Origin of the sequence: Pseudoalteromonas maris (genome assembly GCF_049257235.1) — a bacterium.
Taxonomy (GTDB): domain Bacteria; phylum Pseudomonadota; class Gammaproteobacteria; order Enterobacterales; family Alteromonadaceae; genus Pseudoalteromonas.
In genome coordinates, this window is record NZ_JBMMUF010000012.1 from 46718 (window position 1) to 62561 (window position 15844).

Sequence of the window (15844 nt, forward strand, 5' to 3'; positions counted from 1 at the left end):
GCGTTATGCCCACACATCGGTTTTCTCATCGTCAAAAAAAGCGCTATCATTGGCGCTTGTTTTTTACCCCACATAGGAAATGAGTTTTGCGTGCAGTAGTTGCTTTAGTTAGGCAGATTATCAGTGTGAGTTTGTACACCCTCAATACCTTATTTTGGTTTTTCCCTATTGTATTGTGTGGCGTATTAAAGTTAATCCCGCTAAAACCATGGCAAAAAGCGATGAGCGCAACTGCAAAAGGTTTGGCAAGCATGTGGGTTGCGTGTAACTCAGTTAATCAAAAGTTGGTTACTCCCTATAAGCTTGAAGTAACAGGACTTGAGCAGATAAAACGCAGGGATTGGTATCTCATTATTGCTAACCACCAAAGCTGGGTGGATATCTTAGTGATGCAACGTATTTTCCGCGGCCGAATTCCATTTTTGAATTTCTTTTTGAAAAAAGAACTGCTTTATGTGCCGTTTTTAGGCTTGGCGTGGTGGGCGCTGGACTTCCCGTTTATGAAGCGTACAAGCAAATCGCAATTGAAGAAAAATCCTAAATTACGCGGTAAAGATATAGAAACCACACGCAAAGCCTGCGAAAAGTTTAAGGAAATGCCCGTTTCAATCGTCAACTTTGTTGAAGGTACGCGCTACACCAAGCAAAAACACCAACGTCAAAATAGCCCATTCAACCATCTATTGAAACCAAAAGCGGGTGGTATTGCTTTTGTGTTGCAAGCGATGGGCGAGCAAATTGGTAAGATAGTGAATGTCACCATTCATTACCCAAGTGGAATTCCAACCTTTATGGACTTGGCGGCTGGGCGCGTAAAAGAAGTGACCGTCCATGTAGAGGTGATCCCGTTAGCCCAAGAGCTTATTGGTGATTACAGTAACGATAATGCGTTTCGTGTTGAATTTCAGCAACATCTCAATACGCTATGGCAAGAAAAAGACGCCACTTATCAGCAATTAGCAGAGCGAAGTGGGAGTTAACCATGCTTAAGCGATTATTACCCAAATGGCTGGCAGGGGCATTAGCCACCTTATTAGCAATGGCCAACACTTTGGTGTGGGGAGTGATCGTTTTCTTACTCGGGTTGGTCAAGATCATTGCGCCAATTCGACCTGTGACCTTGCTATTACACTGGGCGTACAACGGATGGCGTATCGGTAATCGCTGGGCGTTACGCATAGGCTGTGGTGAAATCAAGGTCCAGTTTAGTGGCGACGTAGATAAAGACGCATGGTATTTGCTTATCGCCAACCACTTAAGCTGGTTGGATATTGTTGTACTCAGTGCAGTGACCGATTTACCCGCGCCGAAGTTCTTCTTAAAAGATGAGCTTAAATATGTCCCTTTCATTGGCAGCGGCGCGTGGGCAATGGGAATGCCATTTATGAAGCGTGCCAGCAAAGAGCAAATTGCGAAAAATCCTAAGCTTAAAGGTATGGATGTAGAGCGCACGAAGAAAAGCTGCCATAACTTTAAAGACTACCCGTCATGCATCGTCAATTTTGTCGAAGGGTCGCGTTTTACCGCACATAAACATCAACGCCAGCAAAGCCCTTTTACTCATTTACTGAAACCAAAAGCCGGTGGTATCGCTTTTGCTCTGCAAGTTTTGGGTGAACAGTTTGACGGCTTGCTCAATGCAACGATATGTTATAACTCTAAAAGTGCACATATTTGCCGTGATTTTATGACGGGTCAGCTAAGCAGCATCGAACTATTAGTCGAGGTGAAAGAGATTGCTCCGCAGATGTTGGGAGATTATCAGCATGACAAACAGTTTCGTGTTGAGTTCCAGCGCTTGCTCAATGATGTTTGGTATGAAAAAGATCAGCTAATCGCCAAGCAACGTGATGCACAGTCGACAGATTTAGAAATGCAGGTTATTAAAAATACAGGAAAAGTATGAAAACCGGTCATCTACAAAGTGTCATCAAACCCTTATTTGCCGACAGTGACCAAGCGCAGCTACTTAGTGCGTTGAGTGCCACAGGGATTGGCATCATAGCAATCATCTTACTTTATGTTGTGATTTCCCGTTTAGTCTTACCTAGTGTTGAAAAGCTCGTATTGCGACTCGCTCCTGCTACTACCAGAGCATTGCAACCCTATTTAGTGAAACTCAACAAACGCCTCGCTGGGTTTATTTGTTGTGTCGTGTTTCTTACCTCTTTTCATGTCGTGTTCCCGGCGACCGACTTGTATGTTGATATTATCCGCACCTGTGTAAAGGCCATGATGATCGTCTATGGCGGCTTCATTGTGAGCAGTATCGTGAGTATTGGCGGAGCCATCTATAACCAATTTGAATTTTCCCGTGAAGTGCCAATTCAGGGGCTTATTCAGCTGGTGAAGCTCGTTACATTCATTATTTGCGCCATACTCATCGTCGCGTTGGTGTTGGAGCGCTCACCTACCTATATTATTTCAGGCTTCGGTGCCATCGCTGCGGTGGCGTTGTTAGTATTTAAAGACACTATTTTGGGCTTTGTGGCGAGTATTCAAATTGCCGCCAATCGACTGGTTACTTATGGTGACTGGATACAGGTTGATAGCTACGGCGCGGACGGCGAAGTCATTGATTTGGGCTTAAACACCGTCAAAGTACGCAATTGGGACAACACCATCACCACGTTGCCGACTTACACACTTGTCTCAGGGTCGTTCAAAAACTGGCGCGGCATGTTGGACTCCGGTGGCCGTCGCATTAAACGTTCATTGAACATCGATATGAACAGTATTCGCATCGCTGGCGAGCAATTGCAACAAGCTATTGAGAGTGAGCTTTCGCTTTCACGATACATCGACGCAGATACGTTGCCTGATCAGGTTACAAACTTAGGTTTGTTTCGTCGTTATGCTGAGGGGTATCTGCGCAATCATGAGCAGGTTAATCAGGATTTGTTGCTTATGGTGCGTGAGTTGCAGCCGCTTAATCATGGTTTACCCATCGAAATATACTGCTTTAGCGCGGATAAACGCTGGATTCACTATGAACATCTACAAGCGGAAATAATGGATCATCTGCTGGCGATACTGCCTATGTTTGAACTCAGGCCATATCAAAGTGTGACAGGGCAATTGAGTACCCACTGACCGCGGGCACTCACACGCTATAGTTAGAAACCAAATTGCAGTAATAACAGCCCTAATGCTATGTACGCGGCAATCATTGCCAGTATTGGCGTTTTATACTGACGCAGCACCCATAAACCAAGCGCGGCAAACACAACGTACCACCAATGCGATAATCCGGCAGGTATGATTGGGTTATACAGCGCCGCCACAATAAAGCCAACTACGGTTGCATTTATGGCTCTGCTCATCCCTGATATAAGCGGATTAGCCATCAGGGCTGACCAATGTTTATAAAATGCCAATACCAATAGAAACCCCGGAAGGAAAATGGCCGCTGTTGCTATCAATGCGCCGATAATAGGGGATTGAGGTAACAAAACAGCACCTAAGTAGGTCGCAAAGGTAAACATGGGCCCTGGGATAGCCTGCGCCGCCGCATAGCCTGATAAAAAGGCATCAGCATCAACGTCGATAAGTATGGTGTCTAACAGCGGTAAGACAACATGGCCGCCCCCAAACACCAAAGAACCAGCTTGGTAAAACTGCGCAGCAAGTAGCCATAATCCAGATGTCGCGACAAAACTCATCGCGAATAACACCACAAAAATAATCAATGGGCCCAAACTCAGCGACGACGAAGGCTTTGTGCTCGCTTGCTCGAATGGTTGCAAAAACACCATGCCAACAATACCTGCTACCCCGAGAATGATCAGTTGCGTGTATAAGCTTGGAGCGAAAATAAGGGCGATGGCACTGAGTAGGGCGAGTAGTTTGGTAATGTGTGAATTGCAGAAGCTTTTTGCCATGGTGAGTAGGGCATCGCAGACAATGACAACAGCAAATAACTTTAATCCGGTGATAACCCCCTGAGTGGCCCACTGCAACTGCGTAGCACCGATGGCAAGGAGCATCATGATTAATACCGACGGTAAGGTAAAGCCGATGAAGGCAGTGACAGCGCCCGCCAATCCTGCTCGTTCTAAACCGATAGCGAAACCCACTTGTGAGCTTCCAGGGCCAGGTAACAGTTGGCTCAACGAGATAAGTTGGCCATATTGTTGTTGGTTGAGCCATTTTTTATTGTCAACGAAGTGACGCTGAAAATAGCCCAAGTGCGCAGCAGGGCCGCCAAAGCTGGTGCAGCCTAAAAGGAAGAATTGATAAAATAGCGATAACAATTTCATAGTTAAATTATACTTACATCTTATGGTGCTTTTATGACACTATAGGTTGCGTAAATGAGTTGTAACATAATCAAGATTGTACCCATGCAGTGTATCAGGTTCCTTGTCGGTTTTTTTCTACTAATTGAAAGTAATTTTTTATTTGCCAACAGTGGGAAAATCACTGTTGCCGTGCATCATTCTCCGCCGTATACAATGACACACGATGTGAGTGAACCAAAGGGGGTGATAGTCGATATTCTTCGTCCTATTGCTCAGCAACTAGGCGTTAAGCTTAAACCAGTCGCATGCCCATTCTCACGTTGTATGCATATGTTGGAGCAAGGTGAAGTCGACATCATGGGATCATTGATCCGCACCCCCGAACGCGAAAAGCAATTTACGTTTTTAACACCACCCTACATGGCGCTGCACTCATCATTTCGCTTTTATTCTTTACGTTCAAATGATGTGAGCGTAGAAAAATATGAAGACTTGCGTGGTAAACGCATAGCCACTATGCGAGGTGCTGTGCACTTTAAGCGATTCGACAATGATAAGGAAATAACGCGTGTGCCGGTTATGTCGGAGCAAATAGCTGTTGAGATGCTACTAAAAGACCGTGTTGATTTGTTTATTGGCGTTGAGGACACCGCTGATCACTCCATGGGTTATTTAAAGTTGCCCACGGAGCGCCTTGTAAAGCAGCCATACCAGTTTGAAGACTCCATCTTTGGACACATGGTATTTAGTCAGAAATTTTCGCAAACAACATTGGCGTCAGAGTTGATGATGCACTATCGTGCTATGGCTGACACCGGCAGGCTGAGTGAAATTGTTGCTCCTTATGCACTGCCGCCAGTGCCAAGTTACTCTTTATAAAAGTATATTAACCGTTACAATAGCGCTCTTGCGTTCAGTTGCCTTAATCAGCTGTTCATTAATATTTGCTACCATCCCCTGAGGATAAGAATAGGAATATAACTCATGGCCAAACTAGTAAAATCGTTAACTCCACTCGTTGTTGCTGCGTCAGTTACCTTAGTGCTGAGCGGCTGTCAGGCTACAAATACACAAAAAGGCGCTGGTATTGGTGCGGGTATTGGTGCTGTGCTAGGTAAGGCAACAGGTGATCATGACGATAAACGTATTTTCATTGGTGCTGCAATTGGTGCGCTTGCAGGTGCTGCGGTCGGTGATTACATGGACAGACAAGAGCAGGCGTTTCGCGATGAACTAGCAGGTTCAGGTGTTGAAGTTGTGCGTGAAGGCGACAACATTCGTCTAGTGATGCCATCAAACATCACCTTTGCAACGGATCAGTCATATATTTCAAGTGGTTTTCACAAGACGCTAGACGCTATCGCAAGTGTGATGAATAAGTATGAGAAAACGTACCTAAGCGTTGAAGGTCATACTGACAGCACAGGCGATGCGGGTTATAACCAAAACTTGTCAGAGCAACGTGCATCAAGCGTGAAAAGCTATTTAGTGAACAGCAATATCCTTGCTGCGCGTGTCAGCACTCGAGGTTGGGGTGAAACACGTCCTATCGCGGATAATGGCACCGCGAATGGCCGCGCTCTTAACCGCCGTGTTGAAATTCAAATTGTACCAAACGTACAAAACTAAGACGTGTGTGTGGGCTGATTAAACTGTAGCTCACACAACCTTTGATACAGTGGTGACTCTTGCAACAAACGCGAATGGTCGCCACTTGCCACAACCTTCCCCTCATCCATCACTACAATTCTATCGGCATGCATAACCGTGCTAAGGCGATGAGCAATGATAAGCGTTGTTCGTGACTTCATTAATTCGGTCAATGCAGCTTGGACATGATGCTCACTTTGCGCGTCTAATGCGCTTGTCGCTTCGTCAAGCAGCAGAATTTCAGGATCTTTCAATATCGCTCTGGCGATAGCGACACGTTGTTTTTGACCACCTGATAAACGCACGCCGCGCTCGCCTAAAAAGCTCTGATAGCCCTCTGGTAACGTGGTAACAAAGTCATGAGCATGGGCTTGCTTTGCAGCTGCAATCACATCTTCTTCACTTGCATCGAGTTTGCCATAGGCAATGTTGTGAAAGACATCCGCACTAAAAAGCACAGGTTGCTGTGCCACAATCGCCATCTTGTCGCGTAGGTCATGTAAAGTAAGGTCTTTGATATTGGTGCCTTGCACAGTGATGCCGCCACTTGAAACGTCATAGAATCGTTGTAATAACTCAAACAGCGTGCTTTTTCCCGCACCTGAAGGACCAACTATGGCGACTGTTTCACCACTGCGAATGCTCAAGTTAAAGTCACTTAGCGCCGCTTGCTTGGGGCGCGATGGATAATGAAAAGTCACGTCTTTGAACTGTAAAAGTGGCTCTGCGGTGCTTGCCAGTGCAACAGGATTAATTGGGTCAGCAATATCACTGCGTACTTCGAGTAATTCAACCAGTCTCTTTGCCGCACCCGCAGCGCGTTGCAATTCGCCATAAATTTCAGCAACAGTACCCACCGACATCGCCACCACGATAGCGTAAAACACAAACGCAGCTAGCTCACCTCCTGACATGGTACCGTTTAACACATCAACGCCGCCGCTGTAGAGCATGAAGCTGATCCCTGAAAAAGAGATAAAAATCACAAAAGCGATTAAGAATGCACGTTGCATAATACGCTTTTTGGCGACGGCAAAGGCTTTATCGACTTCAGAATCGAACGCTTGGCGTTCTTGGCCTTGACGGTTAAAGCTATGCACCGTTTTGATATTTTGCATTACTTCACCAGCATACGTGCTGATATCCGCGATGGCATCTTGTGAACTGCTTGCCAATTTGCGCACCCGCTTGCCGAAGAGCTTCATTGGCAATAGCACAGTCGGAACGCACAACAGCACAATCAACGTAAGCTTGATGTTGGTCACAAATAACATGATCACACCGCCAATTAACATCAGTGTGCTGCGCAGTGCCATTGATAACGAAGAGCCGACAATACTTTGCAATAAGGTCGTGTCTGTGGTGAGGCGAGACATAATCTCGCCGCTGCGATTTTCTTCAAAATAACTCGGGTGTAGGGCTACGATGCGCTCAAAAACAGCTTTGCGAATATCGCTGCTTACACGCTCGCCAATCCAGCTCATAAGATAGAAGCGACAAAAAATACCTACAGCCATCACCGCAATTAAAGCGATGAGCACAAAGACAGATGCGCGCAGTTGGGTCATTGAGCCGGCGATAAAGCCTTGGTCAATGACTTGTTTGAGCCCTTGACCCAATGACAAGTTGATACCGGCGGTTATCACCAAAGCGAGGAGCGCGGCTGCGACAACCCATTTATAGGGAATGAGAAAACGAAAAATAGGGCGCAGATGGCGCAGAGCACTTTTTTCAGTGGCTGTATCGGTCATGTTGGAACCTACCGGGGAACACAGATTAAGAGTGTAACATGCTCTAGTGGTGAACATCGCTGCTTTTATGAGTGACGTGTAGAGTCGGTTAATTATCTTGGTGTTCAATGTTACTGGTTGTACTACCACTGTGCGCATAATTTGCACGGCGCTGGATTTTCCATCACAATGATTTTGTGAACAATTAACAGGGAATTATGCATATGCAAGCAACAGGTACGTTTACAGTGACGCTCAATCCGCAAGAGGGATACACCACGGGCGTCGATGGCATCAAGCTAGGGCGTATGTCTATCGACAAGGCATTTACTGGTGAATTACATGGTATTAGCCAAGGCGAGATGTTAAGCGCTATGACTACCGTGCAAGGTTCTGCTGGCTATGTTGCCATTGAGCAGGTAACGGGCACGCTAGGGGATAAAAAAGGCAGTTTTGTGTTGCAACACTTCGGTACCATGGATCAAGGTAAAGATAGACTCACTCTAGAAGTGGTGCCAGATTCAGGCAGTGGCGAGCTTGTTGGTTTATCAGGAAGCATGAGCATTCGCATCGAAAATGGTGTGCACCATTATCAATTTGACTATCAATTAGGGTAAGCCGATGAAGCAAGAGTCTGTACTCGCAACAGCGCAATTTGATCCGAAAGTGAAGCAATACTGGCTACTCACATGGCTTTTTGTGTGTTGTGTTACTTTGTTTGGTATCGTTTTGCTACCCGTAGTGGGCGTTGTAGTCTGGGTGGTCAGTGGAAAAATGCTTGATGCCATGTCGGCGACGCTCAGTGAGAAAAAGCTGGTTGTTAAACGAGGTATTTTGGTTAAGGTCGAAAAATCGATCCCGCTTGATAAGATCACTGATGTGGCTCTCACTCAGGGGCCGATCATGCGTTTATTTAACTTGCAGCGCTTGAGTTTTGAGACCGCTGGGCAGTCTGGCACAGGCGCATTGGTATCGCTACTTGGGGTCATTGACGCACAGCAGTTTCGTGAACAAATTTTAACGCAAAAAGAGCGGTTGGCAGAAAAGCAGCAGAAAACTGCATCATCAGAGCCGTCCTCTGTACCTGAGCAGGAGTTGTTGCAGCGTTTAGTCAATGCAGTGGAGCGCATTGAACAGCGTTTAGCGGAAAAAGAAAAGCGCGATAGTTAACCGCGCTTTTCATGCCTAACCTTGGCTTTACGCTTGAAAAGCGTTACACACATCGTCAGCTTTGCAGCTGATCACCGTTACGTTTTCATAACCCACACGCGTGAGCTGCTCGGCACTTAGCGTTGCTCTGGCACTACTGGCGCAATGTAGATAAATGGGTCGAGCCGGATCTTTTTCTATTTCCATTAACTTCATTTCTAACACCCCGCGAGGAATATTAACGGCGCCTACCGCCGCTCTCGTAGCGTGCTCGGCTGGCTCGCGCACGTCTATTAGTAAGCCGTGATTTTCATCAATCTCTGATTTTGCCTGTTGCGCGTCAATACGACGTTGCTTGGGGGCGATAGTTTTAAGTAAATCTGGAATTGGCGTGAGCATATTACTCCTCCATGCCTAACTTGCGAAGAATTGAAATCATCGGGCACCAACCGCTGAATGCAGATTGGATAAGGTTTAGTGCTATAAAGGCAGTAAACCAAAGCCACATAGGGCCTCCCATGTAGGTTAACAATAGCGATAGCAATATCATGATGCCAGCAATTAGCCTCAGCGCTGCGTTAATTCTCATACAAACATCCAAGGTGGTGAACGGAAGTTACTAACAAGTATATTAGTAAATTCTAAATTAGCAAATATTAATATTAGACTTAGCTAATGTTAGTTTCTATACTTGCTGTCAGTATACGAGGAAGAGTTTATGGATCTCATGAAAATGGCAGACAATGCCGAACAGGCGCAGGCCTTGCTCAAATTATTAGCAAATAAAAACCGCTTGATGATTTTGTGTTGTTTGCAACAAGGAGAGCTCAGTGTCAGTGAACTTAACGCGCAAGTGCCTTTGAGTCAGTCTGCGTTATCGCAGCATTTAGCGGTGCTGCGACAAGAACAAATTGTTGCCACGCGTCGAGACAAACAAACGATTTACTACAGCTTGTGTAATGACAATGCCCGCGCGATTTTAACGACTCTGTATAGTCTGTTCTGTCAGGAGTAATGCATGCAGTGGCTAGATAGAGGGGTAAAAGCAAGTTTAAGTGGTCCGGTGCCGCTGTTTATCTTCATCCTTGCTTTGGTCGTAGGTAGCCTAGCAATGGTGAATACACCACGCGAAGAAGAGCCACAAATTGTGGTACCCATGTTCGATATTATGGTTTCTGTTCCGCATGTTGAAGCCCCTGAAGTCGAACGTCTGGTTAGTGTTGAACTAGAGAAATTGCTGGCGCAAATCAAGGGCGTTGAGCACATCTATTCGATGACGCAAAACGGACAATTAGTAAGTACTTTGCGCTTCGAAGTAGGGCACTCTCGTGAACAAGCACTAATAGATACTTACGCCAAACTCTATGCCTACCAAGACACCATGCCTGCGGTAGTGCAGCAATGGCAAATAAAACCCATCGAGGTGGATGATGTCGCCATTGTTATGCTTGGTTTATATAGCGAGGATGAGGCGCTGTATGACGATTATCAACTCACTCGTATCGCCCAAGAGCTAGCTACCCACCTACAGCAAATTGACGACACCAGTGAAGTTAAAGTGGTCGCAGGGCGAACGCGCACAGCCAATGTCTATCTTGATAGCGCTGCGCTTAATGCGCATAAGACTACAATTCAAGATGTACTTTATGCATTGAGTGTCTCAAACCAGCTGCGTGATGTTGGTACGGTAAAAGATGCTCACAGCCAGTGGCACTTACGAGTGCAAGCAGGTGACGTGTTGCGTGATGCAAAGCAGCTAGGTGCATTGGTGGTGAACGTTGTAAATGGGCAAGCTGTGCGACTAGACAGTGTGGCTCGCATCGAGGAAGGGCCCAGCGAAAGTGCACATTATCAATGGCTGCAAACGTCCGACAATGACAACCACACGATGCCTATGGTGACGCTGAGCGTCGCCAAGCAATCGGGCGCTAACGCTGTGAGTGTTGCTCGAGACGTACATCAACAAATAGCGCGTTTGCAACAGCAGCTATTACCGCCTGAAGTGAAGGTTATTACCTTGCGAGATTATGGCCAAACGGCCAATGAAAAGGTTAACAACTTAGGTGCTAGCTTGCTCTTTGCCATTGTGACCGTGGTGTTGTTTATCGGTGTGTTTTTGGGGTGGCGTCCAGCGATCGTTATCGCCCTTGCATTGCCAATCTGTTATGGCTTAACGCTCAGCTTTGACTGGATATTTGGCTACACCATCAACCGAGTCACCTTATTTGCATTGATTTTAGCCTTAGGCTTGCTTGTAGATGACCCAATCACAGGTATCGACAACATTACTCGTTATCTTGGCCGAACAGGTACTGTACAAGAGCGTATTGTGGCGGCCATGGCGGAGATCCGTACACCACTGCTGATGTCGACCTTAACGATTATGGTGGCGTTCTTCCCGCTGGCGTTTATCACCGGCATGATGGGGCCTTATATGGCGCCAATGGCGTTCAATGTGCCAATCAGCGTTGCGCTCTCAACTATCGTCGCATTTTTCGTCACTCCTTGGCTGGCGATGAAACTACTCAAGCCACACGCTCATACTGCTGAGCAAACGGCTATTAAAGCGAATCTCTACACGCGGGTTTTGCAGCGTTTCTTAGATAGTAAAAGCAAAGCTAAGTTGGCGCTTTACGGGGTGTTAGCATTATTTACTCTCAGTGCCAGCTTACCTGTGCTGCGCTATGTGCCACTCAAGCTCTTGCCTTATGACAACAAGAGCGAAGTGCAAGTGCTGGTAGATATGCCAGAAGGTGCGTCCCTTGAAGAAACCGCATCCATGGTTGCTAAAGTGCAAGCAACCGTATGGCAACTAAACGAGGTCACGAGTATTGCCGCCTATGTAGGGCAGCCATCGAGCATGGACTTTAATGGCATGGTGCGAGGCTATTACCGTCGATTTGGTGCGCATATGGGCGAGTTGCGTATTTTGCTCAGTGACAAATCACACCGCCAGCATCAATCCCATGCTGTGGTACTGCGTATGCGTGAACAACTTAATGATCTTGCCACTAATGGTATCAATATCAAAGTGATAGAAGTGCCTCCTGGGCCACCTGTGCTGAGCACCTTGGTTGCTGAGGTGTATGCACAGCCTTTTGTCACTCATGAGCAACACCGGCTAGGTGCACAACTCTTAGCACACAGATTACGTCAGGAGCCTCATGTGGTCGAGGTCGACACCTCGCTTGAGCGCCCACAGCAGCAGTTGCGCTTTGTGACCGATAAAACTAAAGCGGCGTTATCAGGTTTATCTACTGCGGATGTTGCCAATGCAATCGAGGTGGCGGTCAGTGGCAAGCAAGTGGGAGCGCTTTATGTTGAAGATGAGGCCAAGGTTCTGCCCATTCATGTTGCCCTGCCGTATGAGCAGCGCAACGAGGCACAGATCCTCGCATTACAAATCAAAGGGCAGCGCCAACTTACGCAAAGTAGCAATGAACTTGGGCTTAGCAGTGCTCCCGTGCCCTTAGTGCCGTTGTCGGAAATAGGTGAGTTTGTTAATACTGTGCGAGAACAGACTATTATCCGCAAAGATCTCAAGCGGGTGATTTATGTGATGGCAGAGCTTAATGGTCGCACACCAGCGGAAGTGATTGCTGATGTGAGCGCTGACTATGGTAGCCATGAAGTTGAAACGAGTCAGTGGCAATCGCGCACCTTTCTAAACTCGGGTGGCACCGCTCAGTGGCAATTGCCAGATGGCGTGAATGCCACGTTTAGTGGTGAAGGTGAGTGGCGCATCACCATTGATGTATTTCGTGATATGGGAATTGCATTTGCCTTTGCTTTAACAGCGATACTGGTCTTACTGCGCATACAAACCCAATCTATGAGCTTGTCACTGATAATTATGTCGGCGATTCCACTGACTGTCATTGGTATTATGCCTGGGTTTTGGTTACTGAATCAGTTTGGTGAACGCCAAGTTGCAGGGGCCCCTGAGCCTGTTTTATTTACCGCTACCGCGATGATAGGAATGATAGCACTGGCAGGGATCGTGGTACGAAACTCCTTAATTTTGGTTGAATTTATCAATCAAGCGCGCGCTCAAGGTATGGCCATCAAGGAAGCCTTGGTAACTGCAGGTCGCGTGCGCATGCGTCCGGTATTGCTGACTGCGGGTACAACCTTGCTTGGGAATATCGTGATCGTATTTGACCCTGTATTCAGCGGTCTGGCGGTAGCTATCATCTTCGGCATTATCGCTTCAACGTTATTTACATTATTGGTAGTGCCTTTGGTGTATTACCTGGTTTTTGCAAAAGAGGAGTTGGCCCATGAAGGCTAAGATAACCTTAATACTCGTGGTCTGCTTTTTAGCTGTTGCTATTGTTTTGTTCTCAGGAGTATTTAATCAGCACATTACACCGGGTAATAAGGAGCAAACGAGCCAATATACGGGGTTAACTCATACCATAGAGTATCAGCAAATTGACGAATTTGAGATGGTGCCTGGGCGCGTTATTGCGCAGCAAAATACCACCATTGCCGCGCGTGTTTTGGCGCAAATAGAGCAGTTGCCTGTGCGCTCTGGCGATGAGGTGAAACAAGGACAAGTACTGGTGCGTTTAGACCAGCAAGAGCTTAATGCTCAGTGGCAGCAAGCGAAATCGCAAGTGCGTGCGCTTGAGGCATCCTTCGTACAAGCACAAAAGCAGTTACAACGAGCGCAAGAGTTATTTTCACAAGGGTTGGTATCACAAAGTGATGTTGATAATGCAGTGGCGAATCATGACTCGCTGTCGGCAAGCCTGATGCAGGCGCAGCAGCGCCAACAACAAGCTAGTGTGGCGCTAGGGTATGCGACCATTACAGCGCCTATCTCTGGTCGAGTAGTAGAGCGTTTTGCTAAAGCGGGTGACACGGTTTCTCCAGGGCAGCCACTACTGGCCATCTATAACCCGCAGCAGTTGCAATTGGAGTTCGCGGTACGTGAGCAACAAGCCGTGAACCTAAAGCTGGGCGATGTCCATCGCGTAACAATCCCCTCATTGGGTTTGGCTGAGTCTACAGAATTAGTTGAGGTTGTTCCTGCAGCGGATAGCGCCTCGCGCTCTTTGGTTATGCGTTTTGCACCGCCTACGAATAGCCAATTATTACCGGGTCTATTCTGCGAGTTGGCACTGCCTTTAGTGCCTCGCAAGGCTATCCTGATCCCACAAAGCTGGGTATACAGTGTGGGGCAACTGGATATGGTGTTGGTGCTGGAAAATGCGCAAATCACACGCCGTTATGTGCGCCTTGGCAATGCTCAAGGTGATCATGTGGAGGTGATCAGTGGTTTGCATCCAGGGGATGAAATCGCCCTAGATGCGCAGCTTGATTGGAATGAGCTGCTATAAAAACGTGGCTATTTCATCGAGTGATTTCTTTTGCAGTGCGTGCGCGGGAACGGTGGCATCCTCTGCTGGGTACCCAGCGATGATCAACATATAAGGGCGTTCATTGTCTTTATCCCTGTTACAAATTTCAGTGAGAAAACTCATTGGTTTTGGGGTGTGCGTCAAGGTAGCTAGGCCAGCGCGATGCAGGGCTTGAATCAAAAAGCCCGTTGCTAACCCAACAGACTCATGAACATAGTAGTTGGTGTTTTTATCTTCGCTGTGCAGGCCCCCTTTTTTTTGACTAAACACCGCAATCAGCCAAGGTGCATGCTCTAAATAGGGCTTTTGCGCATCTGTTCCCAGAGGTTTAAGAGCGTCAAGCCACTCTTGCCCAGCACGGCCTTCGTAAAACGAGCGCTCTAACTGCTCGGCTTGTTCGCGAATTTGTTTTTTTACATCCGCAGAATGAATTGCAACGAAGTGCCATGGTTGATGGTTGGCGCCACTGGGCGCTGTTCCTGCTGCTTTAATGCACGTTTTGATCAGTTCTGCTGATACATCTCTGTCGCTAAACTTACGAATACTATGGCGACGTTTGGCGGTGGCTAAAAATTCGTCAGCGCGCGCTTGCATTTCACTTTCTGGATATTCAATAAAGTCGTTTAGAGGCTGATGATCATGAGGCTGCATAGGGGCTCCTGTAAGTGTCACTATGTTTCTTATACTGACTTATGAGCCATGTCACAAGGAGAGTTGTTATAAATTCTTACATTATTTACATAAAGGTAACCTTTGTACCTTAGTAGCCCTGTGTTATAAACCAACATAGATTTTTATGCTCTTTTAAGGACAAACTCATGCTGACAATTCAAGGCCTTAGCAAAACTTATAACAATGGTGTACAGGCGCTTAAAGGCGTGAACTTAGAAATACCCAAAGGAATGTTTGGTTTATTGGGCCCAAATGGCGCAGGTAAATCATCACTGATGCGTACTATCGCAACACTGCAAAGTGCAGACAGCGGAAGTATTAATTTTGATGGTATAGATGTGCTTACACAGCCTCAAGAAATTCGTCGCCGTTTAGGTTATCTACCACAAGATTTCGGTGTCTATCCGCGTATCAGCGCATACGACTTGCTTGACCACATGGCCGTTCTTAAAGGCTTAGACAATGCTAAAGAGCGTAAAGAAGTGGTTGATGGCTTGCTCGCCCACACCAACTTGTATCAACACAAATTAAAGTCTGTCAGCGGTTTTTCTGGGGGGATGCGCCAACGTTTTGGTATTGCTCAAGCCTTGCTCGGTGATCCTGACTTGTTGATTGTTGATGAACCAACAGCGGGCCTAGACCCAGAAGAGCGTAACCGTTTTCATAATCTATTAGTCAGTTTGGGTGAGCAAAAAGTAGTGATCCTATCTACTCATATCGTTGATGATGTTAGTGAGTTATGTCCAAAAATGGCAGTGTTGGCGGGAGGGGAAATCTTACTCGAAGGCAACCCTATCGATTTAACGCAACAGCTCAATGGCCGTATATGGCGCAGAGAAGTCACCACGCAACAAGAGGTGCAAGAGTTAGAGCAGGAGTTGCCAGTGATCTCCAAGCGCTTATTTGCAGGGAATACTATTTTGCATGTATTTGCAGATGACGCGCCTGAAGGCTTCGAAACTGTGGCAAGTAACTTGGAAGATGTCTACTTTTCGACGTTGCATCAGCAGCGCCAAGCAGTTTCAGCCTAAGGAGG

Annotated in this window: 16 protein-coding genes; 11 read left to right on the forward strand and 5 right to left on the reverse strand. The window is 46.8% G+C overall.

From position 1 onward, the window contains the following. Window positions 1-86 precede the first annotated feature (86 nt). From yihG (AAEU32_RS14365) to AAEU32_RS14375, 3 genes are read left to right on the forward strand one after another with little or no spacing between them, the layout of a single operon-like run. On the forward strand, window positions 87-980 hold the full coding sequence (gene yihG, locus AAEU32_RS14365; RefSeq protein ID WP_421971230.1) for a 1-acylglycerol-3-phosphate O-acyltransferase, YihG family: 894 nt from the start codon (window positions 87-89) through the stop codon (window positions 978-980). Between the two features lie 2 nt (window positions 981-982). After that, window positions 983-1906, forward strand: coding sequence for a 1-acylglycerol-3-phosphate O-acyltransferase, YihG family (yihG, locus tag AAEU32_RS14370; RefSeq protein ID WP_421971231.1), 924 nt, complete (start codon window positions 983-985; stop codon window positions 1904-1906). Then, window positions 1903-3093, forward strand: coding sequence for a mechanosensitive ion channel family protein (locus AAEU32_RS14375; protein ID WP_421971232.1), 1191 nt, complete (start codon window positions 1903-1905; stop codon window positions 3091-3093). The genes yihG (AAEU32_RS14370) and AAEU32_RS14375 overlap by 4 nt, the downstream gene beginning before the upstream one ends. 23 nt (window positions 3094-3116) lie before the next feature. Here the strand turns inward: AAEU32_RS14375 and chrA are convergent, their stop codons facing one another. Beyond that, complete coding sequence (gene chrA / locus AAEU32_RS14380; protein ID WP_421971233.1) at window positions 3117-4259, reverse strand: chromate efflux transporter; 1143 nt, start codon at window positions 4257-4259, stop codon at window positions 3117-3119. Window positions 4260-4343: 84 nt separating this feature from the next. Here chrA and AAEU32_RS14385 point away from each other — a divergent pair, with 84 nt between their 5' ends. Both AAEU32_RS14385 and AAEU32_RS14390 read left to right on the forward strand, forming a co-directional pair. Beyond that, window positions 4344-5120, forward strand: a complete 777-nt coding sequence (locus AAEU32_RS14385) for a substrate-binding periplasmic protein (protein ID WP_421971234.1) — start codon at window positions 4344-4346, stop codon at window positions 5118-5120. A gap of 105 nt (window positions 5121-5225) precedes the next feature. Next, window positions 5226-5870, forward strand: a complete 645-nt coding sequence (locus AAEU32_RS14390; RefSeq protein WP_421971235.1) for a YiaD family glycine zipper/OmpA-like lipoprotein — start codon at window positions 5226-5228, stop codon at window positions 5868-5870. Here AAEU32_RS14390 and AAEU32_RS14395 read toward each other — a convergent pair. Further along, on the reverse strand, window positions 5867-7642 hold the full coding sequence (locus AAEU32_RS14395; protein WP_421971236.1) for an ABC transporter transmembrane domain-containing protein: 1776 nt from the start codon (window positions 7640-7642) through the stop codon (window positions 5867-5869). The genes AAEU32_RS14390 and AAEU32_RS14395 overlap by 4 nt on opposite strands. A 203-nt stretch (window positions 7643-7845) precedes the next feature. Here AAEU32_RS14395 and AAEU32_RS14400 point away from each other — a divergent pair, with 203 nt between their 5' ends. Both AAEU32_RS14400 and AAEU32_RS14405 read left to right on the forward strand, forming a co-directional pair. Then, complete coding sequence (locus tag AAEU32_RS14400; protein WP_421971237.1) at window positions 7846-8238, forward strand: DUF3224 domain-containing protein; 393 nt, start codon at window positions 7846-7848, stop codon at window positions 8236-8238. A 4-nt stretch (window positions 8239-8242) separates the two neighbouring features. Next, complete coding sequence (locus AAEU32_RS14405) at window positions 8243-8791, forward strand: PH domain-containing protein (protein WP_421971238.1); 549 nt, start codon at window positions 8243-8245, stop codon at window positions 8789-8791. Window positions 8792-8818: 27 nt separating this feature from the next. Here AAEU32_RS14405 and AAEU32_RS14410 read toward each other — a convergent pair whose 3' ends face one another. Further along, window positions 8819-9169, reverse strand: a complete 351-nt coding sequence (locus tag AAEU32_RS14410) for a rhodanese-like domain-containing protein (RefSeq protein ID WP_421971239.1) — start codon at window positions 9167-9169, stop codon at window positions 8819-8821. Between the two features lies 1 nt (window position 9170). Then, window positions 9171-9359, reverse strand: coding sequence for a YgaP family membrane protein (locus AAEU32_RS14415; RefSeq protein ID WP_421971240.1), 189 nt, complete (start codon window positions 9357-9359; stop codon window positions 9171-9173). A gap of 129 nt (window positions 9360-9488) precedes the next feature. Between AAEU32_RS14415 and AAEU32_RS14420 the strand changes: the two genes are divergently transcribed. The 3 genes from AAEU32_RS14420 to AAEU32_RS14430 are packed head-to-tail and all read left to right on the forward strand — an operon-like array spanning window position 9489 to window position 14115. After that, window positions 9489-9785 (forward strand): ArsR/SmtB family transcription factor, encoded by a 297-nt coding sequence (locus tag AAEU32_RS14420; protein WP_421971241.1) that lies wholly within the window; start codon window positions 9489-9491, stop codon window positions 9783-9785. A gap of 3 nt (window positions 9786-9788) precedes the next feature. After that, window positions 9789-13061, forward strand: a complete 3273-nt coding sequence (locus tag AAEU32_RS14425) for an efflux RND transporter permease subunit (RefSeq protein ID WP_421971242.1) — start codon at window positions 9789-9791, stop codon at window positions 13059-13061. Then, entirely contained in the window at window positions 13051-14115 is a 1065-nt protein-coding gene (locus AAEU32_RS14430; protein ID WP_421971243.1) for an efflux RND transporter periplasmic adaptor subunit, read from the forward strand. The genes AAEU32_RS14425 and AAEU32_RS14430 overlap by 11 nt, the downstream gene beginning before the upstream one ends. Here the strand turns inward: AAEU32_RS14430 and AAEU32_RS14435 are convergent. Next, entirely contained in the window at window positions 14110-14787 is a 678-nt protein-coding gene (locus AAEU32_RS14435; protein ID WP_421971244.1) for a nitroreductase family protein, read from the reverse strand. The genes AAEU32_RS14430 and AAEU32_RS14435 overlap by 6 nt on opposite strands. A 167-nt stretch (window positions 14788-14954) precedes the next feature. Here AAEU32_RS14435 and AAEU32_RS14440 point away from each other — a divergent pair, with 167 nt between their 5' ends. Beyond that, window positions 14955-15839, forward strand: a complete 885-nt coding sequence (locus AAEU32_RS14440; protein WP_421971245.1) for an ABC transporter ATP-binding protein — start codon at window positions 14955-14957, stop codon at window positions 15837-15839. Window positions 15840-15844 lie beyond the last annotated feature (5 nt).

Coding starts and splice junctions, on each gene's coding strand:
- yihG (WP_421971231.1), top strand. CDS start 983: ATGCTTAAGCGATTATTACCCAAATGGCTGGCAGGGGCATTAGCCACC.
- AAEU32_RS14375 (WP_421971232.1), top strand. CDS start 1,903: ATGAAAACCGGTCATCTACAAAGTGTCATCAAACCCTTATTTGCCGAC.
- chrA (WP_421971233.1), bottom strand. CDS start 4,259: ATGAAATTGTTATCGCTATTTTATCAATTCTTCCTTTTAGGCTGCACC.
- AAEU32_RS14385 (WP_421971234.1), top strand. CDS start 4,344: ATGCAGTGTATCAGGTTCCTTGTCGGTTTTTTTCTACTAATTGAAAGT.
- AAEU32_RS14390 (WP_421971235.1), top strand. CDS start 5,226: ATGGCCAAACTAGTAAAATCGTTAACTCCACTCGTTGTTGCTGCGTCA.
- AAEU32_RS14395 (WP_421971236.1), bottom strand. CDS start 7,642: ATGACCGATACAGCCACTGAAAAAAGTGCTCTGCGCCATCTGCGCCCT.
- AAEU32_RS14400 (WP_421971237.1), top strand. CDS start 7,846: ATGCAAGCAACAGGTACGTTTACAGTGACGCTCAATCCGCAAGAGGGA.
- AAEU32_RS14405 (WP_421971238.1), top strand. CDS start 8,243: ATGAAGCAAGAGTCTGTACTCGCAACAGCGCAATTTGATCCGAAAGTG.
- AAEU32_RS14410 (WP_421971239.1), bottom strand. CDS start 9,169: ATGCTCACGCCAATTCCAGATTTACTTAAAACTATCGCCCCCAAGCAA.
- AAEU32_RS14415 (WP_421971240.1), bottom strand. CDS start 9,359: ATGAGAATTAACGCAGCGCTGAGGCTAATTGCTGGCATCATGATATTG.
- AAEU32_RS14420 (WP_421971241.1), top strand. CDS start 9,489: ATGGATCTCATGAAAATGGCAGACAATGCCGAACAGGCGCAGGCCTTG.
- AAEU32_RS14425 (WP_421971242.1), top strand. CDS start 9,789: ATGCAGTGGCTAGATAGAGGGGTAAAAGCAAGTTTAAGTGGTCCGGTG.
- AAEU32_RS14430 (WP_421971243.1), top strand. CDS start 13,051: ATGAAGGCTAAGATAACCTTAATACTCGTGGTCTGCTTTTTAGCTGTT.
- AAEU32_RS14435 (WP_421971244.1), bottom strand. CDS start 14,787: ATGCAGCCTCATGATCATCAGCCTCTAAACGACTTTATTGAATATCCA.
- AAEU32_RS14440 (WP_421971245.1), top strand. CDS start 14,955: ATGCTGACAATTCAAGGCCTTAGCAAAACTTATAACAATGGTGTACAG.